The 15,968-nt window shown below is 32.4% G+C and carries 16 protein-coding genes and 1 other RNA gene; 15 read left to right on the forward strand and 2 right to left on the reverse strand.

All coding sequences use genetic code 11. From position 1 onward, the window contains the following. Position 1 precedes the first annotated feature (1 nt). The 3 genes from OEW74_RS09915 to OEW74_RS09925 all read left to right on the forward strand — a co-directional run bounded on the left by OEW74_RS09915 (position 2) and on the right by OEW74_RS09925 (position 3,836). A complete protein-coding gene (locus OEW74_RS09915; protein WP_265428365.1) occupies positions 2-1,006 on the forward strand; it encodes a peptidylprolyl isomerase in 1,005 nt (334 codons plus the stop codon). Positions 1,007-1,149: 143 nt separating this feature from the next. Beyond that, positions 1,150-1,725, forward strand: coding sequence for a hypothetical protein (locus OEW74_RS09920; protein ID WP_265428323.1), 576 nt, complete (start codon positions 1,150-1,152; stop codon positions 1,723-1,725). 125 nt (positions 1,726-1,850) lie between these two features. Next, entirely contained in the window at positions 1,851-3,836 is a 1,986-nt protein-coding gene (locus OEW74_RS09925; protein WP_265428324.1) for an NACHT domain-containing protein, read from the forward strand. Positions 3,837-3,887: 51 nt separating this feature from the next. Here the strand turns inward: OEW74_RS09925 and OEW74_RS09930 are convergent, their stop codons facing one another. Further along, entirely contained in the window at positions 3,888-4,628 is a 741-nt protein-coding gene (locus tag OEW74_RS09930; protein WP_265428325.1) for a DUF6261 family protein, read from the reverse strand. Positions 4,629-5,220: 592 nt separating this feature from the next. Here OEW74_RS09930 and OEW74_RS09935 point away from each other — a divergent pair. From OEW74_RS09935 to OEW74_RS09960, 6 genes are all read left to right on the forward strand, one after another. Further along, positions 5,221-6,057, forward strand: coding sequence for a 1,4-dihydroxy-2-naphthoyl-CoA synthase (locus OEW74_RS09935; RefSeq protein WP_265428326.1), 837 nt, complete (start codon positions 5,221-5,223; stop codon positions 6,055-6,057). A gap of 205 nt (positions 6,058-6,262) precedes the next feature. Then, positions 6,263-6,808 (forward strand): PH domain-containing protein, encoded by a 546-nt coding sequence (locus tag OEW74_RS09940; protein ID WP_265428327.1) that lies wholly within the window; start codon positions 6,263-6,265, stop codon positions 6,806-6,808. Continuing rightward, complete coding sequence (locus OEW74_RS09945) at positions 6,792-8,285, forward strand: PH domain-containing protein (protein WP_265428328.1); 1,494 nt, start codon at positions 6,792-6,794, stop codon at positions 8,283-8,285. Before OEW74_RS09940 ends, OEW74_RS09945 begins: the two co-directional genes overlap by 17 nt. Before the next feature lie 73 nt (positions 8,286-8,358). Then, on the forward strand, positions 8,359-9,288 hold the full coding sequence (gene menA, locus OEW74_RS09950; protein ID WP_265428329.1) for a 1,4-dihydroxy-2-naphthoate octaprenyltransferase: 930 nt from the start codon (positions 8,359-8,361) through the stop codon (positions 9,286-9,288). An 11-nt stretch (positions 9,289-9,299) separates the two neighbouring features. Then, on the forward strand, positions 9,300-9,746 hold the full coding sequence (locus OEW74_RS09955; protein ID WP_265428330.1) for an SRPBCC family protein: 447 nt from the start codon (positions 9,300-9,302) through the stop codon (positions 9,744-9,746). A gap of 115 nt (positions 9,747-9,861) precedes the next feature. Further along, the gene (locus tag OEW74_RS09960; RefSeq protein ID WP_265428331.1) at positions 9,862-10,548 is read left to right on the forward strand and encodes a metal-dependent hydrolase; all 687 of its coding nucleotides are present in this window, start codon (positions 9,862-9,864) and stop codon (positions 10,546-10,548) included. Positions 10,549-10,614: 66 nt separating this feature from the next. On the opposite strand, the gene ffs is transcribed toward OEW74_RS09960, so the two are convergent. Further along, positions 10,615-10,712, reverse strand: an RNA gene (gene ffs, locus OEW74_RS09965) — signal recognition particle sRNA small type. 132 nt (positions 10,713-10,844) lie between these two features. Here ffs and OEW74_RS09970 point away from each other — a divergent pair. The 6 genes from OEW74_RS09970 to OEW74_RS09995 all read left to right on the forward strand — a co-directional run bounded on the left by OEW74_RS09970 (position 10,845) and on the right by OEW74_RS09995 (position 15,732). Then, positions 10,845-11,441, forward strand: coding sequence for a DUF4199 domain-containing protein (locus OEW74_RS09970; RefSeq protein ID WP_265428332.1), 597 nt, complete (start codon positions 10,845-10,847; stop codon positions 11,439-11,441). Positions 11,442-11,457: 16 nt separating this feature from the next. Further along, the gene (locus OEW74_RS09975) at positions 11,458-12,408 is read left to right on the forward strand and encodes a glycosyltransferase family 2 protein (RefSeq protein ID WP_265428333.1); all 951 of its coding nucleotides are present in this window, start codon (positions 11,458-11,460) and stop codon (positions 12,406-12,408) included. 10 nt (positions 12,409-12,418) lie between these two features. Continuing rightward, positions 12,419-12,799: a hypothetical protein gene (locus tag OEW74_RS09980; protein WP_265428334.1), complete on the forward strand. Its 381-nt coding sequence runs from the start codon at positions 12,419-12,421 to the stop codon at positions 12,797-12,799. A gap of 3 nt (positions 12,800-12,802) precedes the next feature. Then, positions 12,803-13,504, forward strand: coding sequence for a GIN domain-containing protein (locus OEW74_RS09985; protein ID WP_265428335.1), 702 nt, complete (start codon positions 12,803-12,805; stop codon positions 13,502-13,504). Between the two features lie 76 nt (positions 13,505-13,580). Further along, positions 13,581-13,805, forward strand: a complete 225-nt coding sequence (locus OEW74_RS09990) for a four helix bundle protein (RefSeq protein WP_265428336.1) — start codon at positions 13,581-13,583, stop codon at positions 13,803-13,805. Between the two features lie 211 nt (positions 13,806-14,016). Further along, entirely contained in the window at positions 14,017-15,732 is a 1,716-nt protein-coding gene (locus OEW74_RS09995) for a phospho-sugar mutase (protein WP_265428337.1), read from the forward strand. The last annotated feature ends 236 nt before the right edge of the window (positions 15,733-15,968 follow it).

Genomic DNA, 15,968 nt, shown 5'->3' on the forward strand with positions numbered 1-15,968 from the left:
GATGAACGTAGACAAAGAAACTTACGAAGGGCTTAAAGACGGACTTTATGCTAATATTCAAACTACAAAAGGTAACCTTATTGTAAAATTTGAAGACAAAAAATCACCGGTAACTGTGGCTAACTTTATTGGTCTTGCAGAAGGAAAGATTGATAATAAAGCGAAAGCGAAAGGAGTTCCTTTTTATGACGGAACAATCTTCCACAGAGTAATTAAAGATTTCATGATTCAGGGAGGTGACCCTCAAGGAACAGGAATGGGAGATCCTGGATACAAATTTGAAGACGAGAAAAACGACCTTAAACATACGGGAAAAGGTATTCTTTCGATGGCTAATTCAGGACCAAATACCAACGGTTCTCAGTTTTTCATTACTGAAGTGGCTACACCTTGGTTAGACGGAAGACACACTATTTTTGGTGAAGTTGTAAAAGGAACTGAAACTATCGATGCCATTGCTAATGTAGAAAAGGGAGCTCAGGATAAACCAAAAACTGATGTTGTTTTAGAAAAAGTAAGCATTTTCAGCAAAGGAGATGAGTACAAAAACTATGATGCTGCAAAAACTTTCAACGAAGGAAAGGGTAAAATTGCTGCTAACAATAAAGCTATGGCTGAAAAAGCTGAAGCTGAAGCAAAAAAAGCTCTTGAAGAATTAAAAGCTGGAATGCAGGTTACAGAATCTGGACTTTATTACAAAATCACTAAAAAGACTGAAGGAAAGGCCCCAAAAGCAGGTGATAATGTACAAGTGCATTATGCCGGTAAATTGACTAACGGAACAGAGTTCGACTCTTCATTCAAAAGAAATGAGCCTCTTGAATTCCCTGTAGGAACAGGTAGAGTAATCAAAGGATGGGACGAAGGAATTTTGTTATTAAAAGAAGGTGAAACCGCTACTTTATTGATTCCACCAGCAATGGGTTACGGAGAAAGAGGTGCAGGAGGAGTTATCCCACCAAATGCATGGTTGATCTTCGATGTAGAATTGGTAAAAGTTCCTTAATCGAATTTCCATAAAAATATATAAAACCGTCTTATTGAGGCGGTTTTTTTAGTATTTTTAAATCTTCATACTTTTAAACCTAACAGGTTTTAAAAACCTGTTAGGTTTAATTTTTAATAATTAGATAATATTTTAGATAAATTATGAAAACTAAATTAATTACAGCCTTATTTATTTTTGTTTCTCTGTTTTCTTTCGCTCAAACAAAAGTAAATACAGACGATCAGGCCATCAGAAAATCGATGGTCTATTTTGCCAATACGATTAAATATAAAAAGCTAGACCAGACGGTTGATGCTATTTATCCAAAATTTTTCACGGTTGCCAACAAGGAGCAGTTCACGCAAATGCTAAACATGACCTACAATAATCCGTTTGTGAAAATTGATGTTTTGGATATGAAATTTATTTCCGTTGGAAAACCGGAATTGGTAGAGGGTGAAAACTTTTCAATTACAAGCTATTATTTAAAACTGAAAGCCGATGTAAGCTCGATGAATGAAGAAATGAAAAAATCTATTTCAGAAATGCTTGCCAAAAAATATGGTCAGGGAACCGTAGAGTATTTGGCTAAAGAAGGGGCTTATGTCATTAACGCACCCATGAAAATGGTTGCTGTATCAAAAGATAAGAAAAACTGGAAAGTAGTTTTTGCAGATAAAGAATATAAAAAACAACTGGCTAAAGTTCTTCCCAAGAAGATTTTGGATAAATTGTAAAAATGTAAAAGCCGATTCATGAGAGTCGGCTTTTACATTTATAACCAGTAATTATTTTAGTGATTGAAAATTATAAATTTAATTTGATGTAAAGTTTTAATATTTTTGCTTTTAAACAATAAATAATGGACGATTCTTTTGCAATAAAGGATGCTTTGACAATAGCAAGCCCTTTTATAAAAAGTGTTGTAGACACTTTTGTAACTCCTAAACTTGAAAAATTTAGAAATAGATTAAATGATGAAAAAAATATAAATGCATTGCCTGTAGAATCAAATTTTACAGAGTATTTTCATAGGACATATAAAAGATTGATGGTAGTAAATACTTTGGTTTTTAATAACTCACAAAGATTTTTAGATGATATTTATGTTCCTTTGACTATCGAGTGTAAAAGTGAAAGAAAAATAAGGTTAAAAATAAAAGGTTTTCCTGAAAAACTCTCAAATGATTATTCTAATATTCTGATAACAGATACTGCGGGTATGGGCAAATCAACTTTAATGAAAACAATTTTTATTGATTGCATTAATCGCCAGCTGGGTATTCCTATATTCATTGAATTGAGACGCTTGTCTAAAGATAAAACTTTAATTGATGAAATTATTGAACAATTAAATTCGATTGATAAAAACTTTGACAAAGAATTACTTTACGAACTATTGGCTGATGGCGAATTTATATTCATATTAGATGGCTATGATGAAATTACGCTTAAAGATAGAGAAGTGGTTACAACTGATATTCAGGATTTTATTAATAAAGCAAGTAACAATAAATATTTTATCACTTCTAGGCCAGAAAAGGCATTATTAAGTTTTGGCAGTTTTAGAGAGTTTTACATAAATCCACTAATTAAAAAAGAAGCATATGAACTACTGAGAAAATATGATAAACAAGGTCATATTTCATCGATGCTTATTAAGAAATTAGAAGAAGAATACTTACAAAATATTGAGGAGTTTTTAGTGAACCCATTATTAGTTTCATTACTTTTTACAGCTTTTGAACATAAGCAGTCAATACCTTTTAAAAAGCATTTATTTTATCGTCAAGTTTACGATGCGAATTTTGAAAATCATGATTTAACTAAAGGCGATTCTTATATACATAAAAAGTATAGTAATTTGGAGATAGATGATTTCCATAGAGTATTACGGCATATTGGTTTTTCATGTTTAAAATCTCAAAAAATAGAGTTTACGAAAGATGAAATATTGAAACTTATATCAGAAAGTAAGGTATTTTGTGTTGGACTTGAGTTTACAGAATCCAACTTTCTTTCAGATATATTAAAAACAGTTCCTTTATTTAGTGAAGATGGAAATTATTATAAATGGTCACATAAATCTCTGCAAGAATATTTTGCGGCTCAATTTATTTTTCTTGACGCTAAAAAGAATCAATCTAAAATTATTGATTTAATTTATAATCATGCTGACTTAGATAAGTTTATAAATGTTCTTGATTTATATTATGATATGGATTATAAGACATTTAGATACAGGATTGAGTTTAAAATTTTAGAGGAATATCATAATCATCTTCAAAATTATTACCAAAATTTTAAAAGTGATTTAAATCTTCAATTAATTCCGCTACGAGCAGAAATGACTTTTTTAAACGAGACTGTCATTTTTTATTTGGATGAAGATATAGACGAAGATGAAGAGGCACATAATGATAATATGACAGATATGATAACTCGTATTTCCGAACAAAATAATCTTGACGATATATTAGTTAGTGAGATAAGAATTTTTAAATTACAGAAATTAAATTTATTTCAATATGTACACCCAAAAAATAAATTATTTTACATATTCGAGAATAAAAAAAATCCAATTGTGAAAAAATTTAGTAGTGAAAAATATGATTTTTCTTCTAATTTTCCATTTGAATTTAATGAGGAAATTAAATTTGCTAGGATTGATTATGTATATAATGATGGTGTTAATAATGAAAAAAATTTTAGAGAAATAAATAGTTTAATTTCAGACTATGTGGATGAAAGTATAATTATAAATCATTCAGAGGCAATTAAAAGGTTTAATGAAATAAAGAATGAGATAGATAAAGGTAGTGACGAATTTTTATTGGAGGGTCTTTAAAAGAATATAAATTGAATAAAAAGCCGCCCCTCTCAGGGCGGTTATCTATTACTAAGGCCTCTTCGCATCCTCACTTCCCATTCTTCTTGAAAGAACCACATTCGAGAAATAATTCCTTCCATTATTGATAATGGTAAGAATATCTTTGTAATAGGTATCTTCTTTCACAGAAGCCATTGCAGCGATATAGTTGGTCATTGTTTTGTAATCTGAAGCCAGTGTTTTGCGGAGAGCTTTAACATCTGCTACTACTTTTTGAGAAGTTTTAAAAGACCTTTGTGCAAAAAGTTGATTGAATGCTATGTTGGAATCTGAAAGATGATTCACAAACTTTTCAATTCCTAAAGTCGTTACAGCATTGCTAAATTCAGGAGACTGTAATCTTCCAATCAGCGAATTGAGCCTATTGGTTTCAGATTCGTAAGAATCATCTTCTACATCTTTATATTCTGAAAGCAGAAGCTGTAAAAGATTGTAAGCATCGGCTTCAACTTGTGTTTTTGCATTCCTGTAAGGTTTTAAGGAAGCCCTCAGTGAAAAAATGTCGGAATCTCTCACTTTGTCGAGTTTAGCAATCTGCTCCGATTCTTCACTGGCTCTGATTTGGTTTAGAGCCGAATTATAAACAGGAACTTGCATCTGCAAAGCATCGTAAAGTTTTTTAAAATCTAAATCGACACTAATGTCTAAAGTTGTTGTACTGAAATCTTCAAAGAATCTTACAATCAACTGTCCAAATTCTGCGTTGTGTAAAGCCGCAATATCAAGCGGAATCAATTTAATTTTACTCATTTTTGTGTATTATTTAAGTTAATGTTTTAATTTATTTTTTGATTGGTCACAGAAAAGTCTCATCCTGAAAATTGGCAAGCTTTCCGGTGACCAATTGGCGTGAAATAATTTGGGTTGTTAAAAAACAGTTGCCGTTTGAACTGCTATTGTTTGGGTTCTTGTAAAACGGTCGCCGTTTATAGTTGACGAAGGCGCGGAGAAAGAAATGTGGCATTTTTTTTCATCGTAATTATTGTTGTGCTAATCAAATATAGGATAATTTTTAATAAGTTAAAAAAAAGAAATTTCTTCCGTCACTTCGAGTAGAGTTTTGTAAAAACTTGTATCAAGAAGTTTTGGATGAGAAGATAAGTTTTGTCCTTTGGCTCACTAAGTTCTCGATACATTTTTCTCCGCTGCGCTACGAAAAATACTCGAACTGACGGGTGCTCGAAAAGACGGAAAATATTTCTTAATCAGAATAAATTTTAATGATAAAAAAGTAAAAATTAAATTAAATTCTAAAGTCCCAAATATTACCCATTACCAATTACTTATTACCCATATCAGATTCTCTCCCTAATTCCGTATATTTGGGAAAAATTTTTACAAAATGATCGAGTGGAAAACCGTAAAGGAATACGAAGATATTACTTATAAAAAATGCAACGGAGTGGCAAGAATTGCCTTCAACAGACCGGAAATCCGTAATGCTTTCAGACCAAAAACAACTTCAGAATTGTATGATGCTTTTTATGATGCATCAGAAGATCCGTCAATTGGGGTGGTTTTGCTTTCAGGAGAAGGACCAAGTTCGAAAGACGGAGTTTGGGCATTCTGCAGCGGAGGCGACCAAAAAGCAAGAGGTCAGCAAGGGTATGTAGGGGAAGATGGAAGACACCGTTTGAATATTCTTGAAGTTCAAAGACTAATCCGTTTTATGCCAAAAGCTGTGATTGCGGTTGTTCCGGGATGGGCAGTTGGTGGCGGTCACTCGCTTCACGTAGTTTGCGATTTGACGCTTGCGAGTAAGGAGCATGCCATTTTCAAACAAACTGATGCTGATGTAACGAGCTTTGACGGTGGTTACGGTTCTGCTTATCTGGCTAAAATGGTTGGACAGAAAAAAGCACGTGAAATCTTCTTTTTAGGAAGAAATTATAATGCTCAGGAAGCTTTTGATATGGGAATGGTGAATGCTGTAATTCCTCACGATGAGCTTGAAGATACTGCTTACGAATGGGCGCAGGAAATTTTAGCTAAATCTCCGACTTCAATCAGAATGCTGAAGTTTGCCATGAACCTTACAGACGACGGAATGGTTGGTCAGCAGGTTTTTGCGGGCGAAGCAACACGTTTGGCGTACATGACTGAGGAAGCAAAAGAAGGTAGAAATGCTTTCCTTGAAAAAAGAAAACCGGACTTTGGGAAAGACCAGTGGATCTCTTAAAATATAAATAATAAGTAATAGGTAATGAGTGATTTCATTACCTATTATTTTGTAATTAATTTTTGGTTTTCTAATGCTGATCTACTGCGCTATGCTCAGACCTAAACTGAGTTTTAAAATTTAATTTATTCTTTCGGATGATTTTGCAGACAATAAATAATAAGAATCTGCTTTATGTGGAAAATCTGCGAGAGATTTTTATAATATGGAACAAAATTTTCAAAACCCACAGATTTTAGATTTCGAAATTCCTGATTTTGAGGATTTAAAATTGACAGCGGTCTCACCAAAATACCTCAAGATCATTTTATTTAATCTTGCTTTATTCTCTGTTTTTCTAATCGGAGCGGTTGCTATAGCTTTTTATTTTTTTTATTTCAATTTGAGTCTAATTCAGATTTGGGCGATTGTCATTGGAATTTTTCTGATGATCGTTTTTCTTTTTCTGAATACTCTGATTGGTTTTAAGTTCAGAAAATACGCAGTGCGTGAAAAAGATTTGGTGTACCAATATGGCTGGCTGAAACGAAGTGTGATTATTGTTCCGTTCAACAGAATTCAGCATATCAAAGTAGAGCAGGGCTGGTTTTCTAAAATGTTGGGCTTGAAATCGGTTTCTGTTTTCACAGCCGGAGTAAGCGGTGGAGATGTTACTGTAAATGGACTTCCTGAAGATATTGCTGAAGGAATTAACTATCATATCAGAGGAACAATTTCGAAAGAAAAAATAGAAAATGGAGGAGAAGCGTAATTCTTTTTTTCAACCTCAAAGACAGTCGAAAACGGGTATCGTATTGCTTTTTCTGTACAATATCGGAATGGTGATTAAAAACTTATGGGTTTTCGTCATTCTTTTTTTTGTCAGAAAAGATAAAATGGAATCTTGGATTATTGTTCTTGCAATTATTACCGGACTCTTAATTCTCATTGTTTCTGCGGTTTTACAATATTATCATTTCAAATATTATATTGATGAAGAAAACGAGGAATTCGTCATTCATGAAGGAATCATCAATACATCGGTAACTAAAATTAAAAAAGAAAATATTCAGGAGGTCAATATTTCACAGCCTTTTGTTCATCGATTTTTTAATATCTATAAACTCGAAATCGATACTCCTGGAAGTTCTGAAAAAGAAGTGAAAATTTCAGCATTAACGAAACAAAATGCTATTGACCTTAAAAAATATCTTTTAACTGAAACTCAACTCGAAAATACTTTAATAAAGGATGTAGAAAATAACGAAAACCAAGAAGTTGAAAAACTTCGTTCCATTAAAATATCAACGTTCAGTATTTTAAAATATGGCATTACGGCAAATTATATTCAAAGCTTTTTTGCACTGGTCAGTTTACTGATTTATGGATTTTCTGAGCTGACTAATTTGCTTAAAAAAGTAGAATTTGATACGCCATTAGATTACGATACTCTAGAATCGCGGTTTTTGGCATTTTCCATTCCTGTTATTCTTGGGATTGTTGTGATTGTCATTATTGTAGGAATTCTGATTAATACGGTTCGTACATTGATTAAATTTTTCAACTTTAAAATCAGCGAAAATAATCAGAGTTTTTCTTTTGAGTACGGATTGTTCAACACCCGAAATTCAATTGTCAACAAATCAAAAGTTCAGGTGATTACCGAAACGCAAAACTGGATTCAGAAGAAAATGAAAATTTCTTTTGTGAAATTTCTTCAGATTGGAAAAAATGAAGAAGATGAAAAGAAAGTTGCGGCCGTTCCCGGAATTAATAATGCTGAAAAATCAAAACTGATTTCAACAATTTGGAATGAAAATCCGGTTTTTGAAAATGAGTTAAAACCAAATTTCAGATTAATTATCGTCCACACTTTTCAATGGATTGTTCTGCCTTTGCTTCTCGTTTTCTTTATTGAAAAAGAGTTATTCATAAATTATTGGTTTTTAGCAGTTATCTATGTTGTTCTAGCGGAATTGTTTATTCTGATCTCTTTTAGAAATTTAAAATTGTTTTACAGCAAAAGATTCATAAGATTAAAATCAGGAATTTGGGACATCGATAACCGAACTTTTGAGGTAGAAAAGCTTCAAACTGTGAAAATTTCTCAGTATTTTTGGCAAAGAAAAACAAACTTAGGAAGTATCACTTTTTATACCTCTGCAGGACGCTTCAAAATAGTTGCTTTAAACTTTAAAAAGCTTAAAAAACTGTTGAATTACTGCATTTATAAAATAGAAACAAATTAATATTAGTAATTAGCAATAAGTAATCAGTAATTTTTAAAATTACCTATTGCCCATTACTCATTACTTATAAATTATGACTGATTGGATAAAAGCCGCAAGGTTGAGAACATTACCGCTTTCGTTAAGCGGAATTATCATGGGTTCTTTCATTGCAAAATGGAGACTTAATGAAGATGGAGGAATTTGGGATTGGAAGATCTTTGCTTTGGCGCTTTTGGTGACTTTGCTGTATCAGGTTTTATCAAATTATGCCAATGATTACGGAGACGGCGTAAAAGGAACCGATGCCAAAAGAGCGAATGAAGCAGAAGCGAGAGCAGTTGCATCGGGAAAAATTACTGCACAACAGATGAAAAATGCAGTGATTTTGTTCTCTGTTTTGTCTTTTGTAGCAACAGTTGCGCTTTTATATTTGGCTTTTATTCCTGAATTTATGAATGAATTTTATATTTTCATCGGATTGGGAGTGGCGAGTATTTTGGCAGCAATTGGTTACACAGTTGGTAAAAAACCTTACGGATATATGGGATTGGGCGATGTTTTCGTATTTATATTCTTTGGTTTGGTTTCGGTTTGCGGAAGTTATTTTCTATTTACAAAAACTTTTTCTTGGGATATTCTTTTACCGGGAACGGCAATCGGAATGATGAGTATGGCGGTTTTGAATCTGAATAATATGCGTGACATTGAAAGTGACAGATTATCAGGAAAAAACAGTTTTGCTTTGAGAATTGGTTTTAGAAATGCAATGATTTACGAAATGGTTTTATTGCAGCTTCCATTGATTTTGATTCTTGTATTTTTAGGGATTAACAATTTTATTCAGATGCAAAATTATTACGTGTTTATTGTAATGATTTTATTAATCCCCGTTGCGAAACTGAGAAGAAACATAATGGCTGTGAAAGAACCTAAACAACTTGATCCGTTTTTGAAACAGGTAGGAATTCTTACTTTGATGATGGCGGTTTTAACGGCTGTAGGTCTTAATTATTTTAGCTAAAATTTTCTGTTATGGAATCTAAAATATTCGTTGAAGCTCAAATGTTGATCAGAAAACCTATTCAAGAGGTTTTTGAAGCATTTATTAATCCCGAAATCACCACGAATTTTTGGTTTACAAAATCAACAGGTAAGCTCGAAGAAGGCAAAACAATTACTTGGGAATGGGAAATGTACGGTGCAAAATCTGAAGTAAAAGTTCTCCAGATTATTCCAAATCATTTGATAAAAACAGAATGGGGATTGTTTTCCAACAATGTAGATTACGAGTTCAAGGAAATGGAAAAAGGAACTTTAGTTATAATCAAAAGCTACGGATATTCTGAAAAAGGAGACGAGCTTTTATCTGTAATTAATGACAATACGGGCGGTTTTACAACCGTTTTGGATGGCTGCAAAGCTTATTTAGAACACGGGATTAATTTGAGATTAATTGAAGATAAATTTCCACAGAAATAAACCACAAATTGCGCAAATATTTTTCACTAATAACACAAGTAAATTTTAGTGAGATTTGTGAAAAATATTTGTGTGATTTGTGTTTAAAAAATAAATATTCAAAAATAAATTAAAAATGAAAATACAATACTTAGGACAAAACTGTTTTTTGTTCACATACAAAGACAAAACGATTCTTTGTGACCCTTTTTACAATTACAAAAAAGCAGAATCAGGATTTGATATTTCGTCTCAGAAAATCGATTATATCTTGATCACTCATGCTCACGGAGATCATATTGCAGATGTAGAAGAAGTTTTGCAATATCATCCTGAAGCTACAATTATCGGCCAACCGGAAATCTGTGCTTATTTCAAAAATGCTAAGAATACGGACGATGTAAACTTAGGAGGGTCGGCAAAAATCGATGATCTTAAAATTTCTATGGTTCCGGCTCATCATACAAGTTCGTTTCCTGACGGAACTTACGGTGGTGTTCCTGTAGGTTATATTTTCAGACTTCCTGAAGGTAAAAATGTATATTTAGCCGGAGATACAGGGGTAATGGCAGATATGGAGCTTTTCCCAAGATTATTCGGGAATTTAGACTTATCAATCCTTCCAATTGGTGGTCATTATACGATGTGTGCAAGAAAAGCAGCTTTTGCAGCGTCAGAATTATTGAAAACTCCAAAAGTAATAGGATGTCATTTTGATACTTTCCCTGCAATTGAAATTAACCATGATAGTGCGGCGAAGCATTTTGCCGATAAGAATGTTGAATTGGTTTTACCAAAATTGGGAGAAAGTTTCGAGATATAACAAAAAAATTAAGAGATTAAGTAATTTAAATAAAATCATCTTAATCTCTTAACTTATAAAAATAAAAAATGGCAAGCTACCTAAATCACACCGCTACAACCGATTACCTTTGCTGCGTTCCCACCCTGGAGGATTCTCAGGAGCTGGTTGTTTAGGACTTGCCGTTGCAAAGATAGGAACTTATTTTAAAATTAAAAATATTATTACAGAAAAAATCTTTAAAAATCCCTTTATTAGAGCTAAAACGCTGAAATTTAGAGCAATATTTTTTAAGAAATTTTCTAAAAATTAGAATCATGACGAAAAGTCCACTTACCCTAGGAATTTTATTGTATGCCATTACAATGGCGATCTTTTTTGTAGTCTACACATTTTTTTCTGGTATCGAATATTTTGATACTACGCTGAAAGTCAATGCTTTTGTTTTGCCGATTGTCTATGTTTTATTTGCTTTTTGGTCTGTAAAATCTTATTGGAATAACCATGAAATGGATTTTAAGGAAGCTTTTAAAAGAGCATTCGTTCCAATGTTTGTAGGCGGAATTTTATCTATCGTAAGTATCTTTTCTTTCTTAAATTTTATTGATACTGATGCAAAAAAACTGCTAAATTATCAATATGTACAGCGCCAGAAATCTGAATTGGATAAAGAATATCAGTCTGCAAAAAAGATTTTAAAGCATCAAAAAGATATTGATGAATTAGAACAAAAATATAAGGAAGGTCTTCAAAGATTTGATCCTGCGACGATAAAAGATAAAGATATGCTTACAGCGAGTCATTTTTCAGGATATTTTGCCGCAATTCTTATATTTTACGTAATTTTGTCTGTCTTTTTTGGAGCGTTTTTCAGAAAGAAAACAAACCATCAGGAAGCAATTAATCAAGAATAATTTTTATTAAAATTAAATGAATTTATCTATAGTAATTCCGTTACTCAACGAAGAAGAGTCTCTCGAAGAGTTGTTTACAAGAATCGACAACGTTTGTAAAACCAGTAACTTATCTTACGAAGTTTGGTTTATCGATGACGGAAGTACAGATTTGTCGTGGAGCATTATTGAGAATTTAAAAGTTCAGCATCCACAAATCAACGGAATAAAATTTTCCAGAAATTACGGAAAATCTCAGGCTTTACATGCTGCGTTTGAAAGAGCACACGGTGATGTTGTTATCACCATGGATGCAGATTTACAAGACTTCCCGGAAGAAATTCCTGAGCTTTACAGAATGGTAATTGAAGACAATTACGACATCGTTTCGGGTTGGAAGAAAAAACGTTTTGATAATGTAATGACCAAAAATATTCCTTCAAAACTCTTCAATGCTGCGGCAAGAAAAGTTTCGGGAGTTTATTTGCACGACTTTAACTGTGGACTGAAAGCTTATAAAAAACAGGTTGTAAAATCAATCGATGTTTACGGAGATATGCACCGTTACATCCCGGTTTTAGCTGCCAATGCGGGTTTCAGGAGAATTACAGAAAAAGAAGTTCCGCATCAGGCAAGACCTTATGGAACCTCAAAATTCGGGACTGAAAGATTTGTTCGCGGATTTTTAGATTTGGTAACCCTTTGGTTTGTAAGTCGTTTTGGCGGAAGACCGATGCATTTTTTTGGAGCAGTAGGAACGATTATGTTTATGGTAGGTTTTCTTTCAGCTTTTTGGCTGGGAATTTCTAAGCTAATCGATGTTGCACGAGGAATTTACGGACATTTAATTACCAATAATCCTTGGTTTTTTATTGCATTAACCATGATGTTGATGGGAACTTTGCTTTTTATTGCAGGATTTTTGGGAGAAATGATTATCAGAACGAATAGGGAACATAAGAATTATAATATTGATGAAGTAATTTAAATTTAATGATTTGAAAGGTTTATTAAAAATCTCACTTTTTATTTTTCTCAGCATTTATTTGGTTTCATGTAGTGCAAATAAGCTTGTTGGAAAATGGGTATTTGTTGATATTTATAAAGGTAAAATAACGAATGTAGATTCTTTAGGTATAAATAAAAACAATTCTAAGTATGGTGAAGGTGTATTGGTTTTTAAGAAAAATTACACTTTCATATCAAAGAATAGTAAAACCACCGATTTGGGATTTTTTAAAATTAAAAATAATATTTTAAAGTTAAAATACGCTAGTCTAACAGATACTTTGGATATGAAAATTAATTATTTAGACCAAAATAATTTATTACTATATTCTGAAAAAGGAGAACCTTATACATGGCAATATAAAAAATAAAATATGAAGAAAATAGTATTCGGAACCCTTTTATTGGCATTTATTTCTTGCGGAAAAATATCTCCAAAAGGAAACTTAGAGAAGAAAGAAATTGATGTAGAAGAATTTGTAAACCTTGATCTTGAAGGAAAATTTCGGGTATTTTATGCAAGAGGACCGAAAAACTTTGTGGAAGTAGAAACCTACCCAAATATAGCCGGAAATCTTGATATTGATGTGGATGATAAGACTTTATCTATCAAAGAAAGCCGAAAAACAAAAGGCGTTGATTTTTATAATATCACGATTTATTCAAAATATAATCTGGAGAAAATTTCAATTTCAGACTCTGTAGAAATGAATATTTCTAGTGAAATTAAAACAGATAATTTCAAATTAAATTTAAAAAATTACGCTACTTTTATGGGTTCGTTGAACACAAGAAGAGCCGAAGTTGATATGCAAAACAGAAGTAGAGCCAATTTTTTAGGTGAAACTAAAGATGCAGTCATAAAAATTTCAGACACAGCAAGTTTAATTGCTCCTTATTGGAAAATTGTCAACTTAAATGTAGATTCTCAAAACGGAAACTATGCAGAAGTCAACGTAAAAGATACATTGAAAGGAAGTGTGAAAAATACTGCGAAATTTGTATATTATAATGATCCAATCAGAGCTTTTAAAGTGGATAGAACAACAAGAGTAGAGAATAAAAAATTGAATTAAGCTGGAAGTTGGAGGCTGGATGATGGAAGTTAAGTAGGTTTGAAGTTTTAAGATTTATTAGTTAAACACAAGTGTGATGAGTTTTAAATTTGAAAAATTAAGAATTTGGCAATTATCAATGGAATTTGGAGAAAGTATTTACAAGCTGTCTTTAAATTTTCCAAAAGATGAATCTTTTAATCTTACTTCTCAAATTAGAAGAGCTTCTGATTCTATTGCATTAAATATTTCTGAGGGAAGTATTTTGCAGTCTAAATTAGAGTTTAGAAAATTTTTAGGATATTCAACGTTCATTAGCTGAAGTAGTGACCTGTCTTTAACAAAGCGAAAAATAGAAAATATATTTCTGAAGAAGAGTTTAGTAAATTATATAATGAAAGTTATAGTTTAATGAATCAGGTTATAGCTTTCAGAAATCAAATAAAAGAATAAAAAAAGTTAGAAGCCTAAAGCAGTATGATGGTGACTTCCAGCTCCCTGCTTCAAACTTCCAACCCCAAAAACATACAAATATGACAACATTAGAAAAAGCGAAACTTTGGTTAAGTGACACCTTTGATAAAGAAACAAGAGATGCTGTACAATTATTGATCGACAGCAATTCTCCTGATTTGGAAGACTCTTTTTACAGAGAATTAGAGTTCGGAACCGGAGGAATGAGAGGAATTATGGGTGTTGGAACCAATCGTTTAAATAAGTACACGTTAGGTCAAGCAACACAGGGACTTGCGAATTATATGTTGCAGCAGTTTCAAGGTGAGGAAATCAGTGTTGCGATTGCTTATGATGTAAGAAATAATTCAAAAGAATTCGGGAAATTAGTTGCAGATGTTTTAACGGCAAACGGAATTAAAGTTCTTTTGTTTAAAAACCACAGACCAACCCCTGAATTGTCTTTCACAGTTCGTGATAAAAAATGTAACGGAGGAATTGTTTTAACCGCTTCTCACAATCCACCGGAATACAATGGTTACAAAGTATATTGGAATGACGGTGCGCAAATCGTTCCGCCACATGATGAAGCGATTATCAATGAAGTATATTCTGTAAAATTTGAAGAAATTAAATTTGAAGGCAATGATGATTTAATCGAATGGATCGGAGAAGAGCAGGATGATGTTTACATTGATACCTGTATTGAAAATTCTACCTATCAAGATGTTGGAAAGGGTAACTTGAATATCGTTTTCACATCTATTCACGGAACAACGTATACAACAGTTCCAAAAGCTTTGGAAAAAGCAGGGTTCAAAAAAGTAGACCTTGTTAAAGAACAGATGATTCCGAGCGGAAATTTTCCGACGGTAGATTCTCCGAATCCGGAAGAACCTGCAGCTTTGGAAATGGCAATGGATTTAGCTAAAATCACTAACGCAGATATCGTAATTGGAACTGATCCTGATGGAGACAGATTGGGAATTGCTGTTAGAAACTTAGAAGGTGAAATTCAATTGTTAAACGGAAACCAATGTAATACGATTTTAACGTATTATATTTTAGATCAATGGAAAAATCAAGGTAGAATTACCGGAAAAGAATTCATCGGTTCCACGATTGTAACTTCAGATATTTTCTTTGATATTGCTGAAAAATTCGGTGTTGATTGTAAAGTCGGTTTAACAGGCTTCAAATGGATCGGAAAAATGATCCGTGATTTTGAAGGTCAGGAAAAATTTGTTTGTGGTGGTGAAGAAAGTTTTGGTTTTATGACCGGAGATTTCGTTCGTGATAAAGATTCTTGCGGAAGTATCATTTTAGCTTGCGAAATTGCAGCTTGGTGCAAAGCCAACGGAAAAACGATGTATGAATACCTTATCGAGATTTATCAGGAAACCGGAATGTATTACGAAGGTTTGATTAACATCGTTAAAAAAGGAAGAGACGGAGCGGAAGAAATTCAGAATATGATGAAGAATTTCCGTGAAAATCCTCCAAAATCATTGGCTGGTTCACTAGTTGAAGAAGTGAAAGATTTTAAAGAACAAACCAATTTCATCGTTTCTGAAAATAAAAAACATGTGATGGATGATATTCCAAAATCGAATGTTTTGATTTATTATACCCAAGATGGAACAAAAGTTTGCGTAAGACCTTCAGGAACAGAACCAAAAATTAAATTTTATGTTTCTGTAAAAGAGAGCATAACTTCAAAAGAAGATTTTCAAGAAACTTTGAAAGTTTTGGAAGCAAAAATAGAAGAAGTAAGAAAAGACCTTCAGTTGAATTAAAATAAGGTTGCAGGAATTAGGTTTTAGTTAAAAGTTTTACTGATTTTGATTATCATTAATTTTAGTTATTTATTGAAAACCTTTGTGTTCTTTGCTGAGTGAAACGCCTTTGCGAACTTAAAAACATTTAGTTGTTTAAAAAACTTTGCGAACTTTGCGTTAAAATCAAGCATTAATAACATAACAAGTATCTAATTAATTTATAATTCTAAATACTATAACCTAATTCCTCAAAC

This window comes from Chryseobacterium sp. YIM B08800 (genome assembly GCF_026163565.1).
Taxonomy (GTDB): Bacteria; Bacteroidota; Bacteroidia; order Flavobacteriales; family Weeksellaceae; genus Chryseobacterium.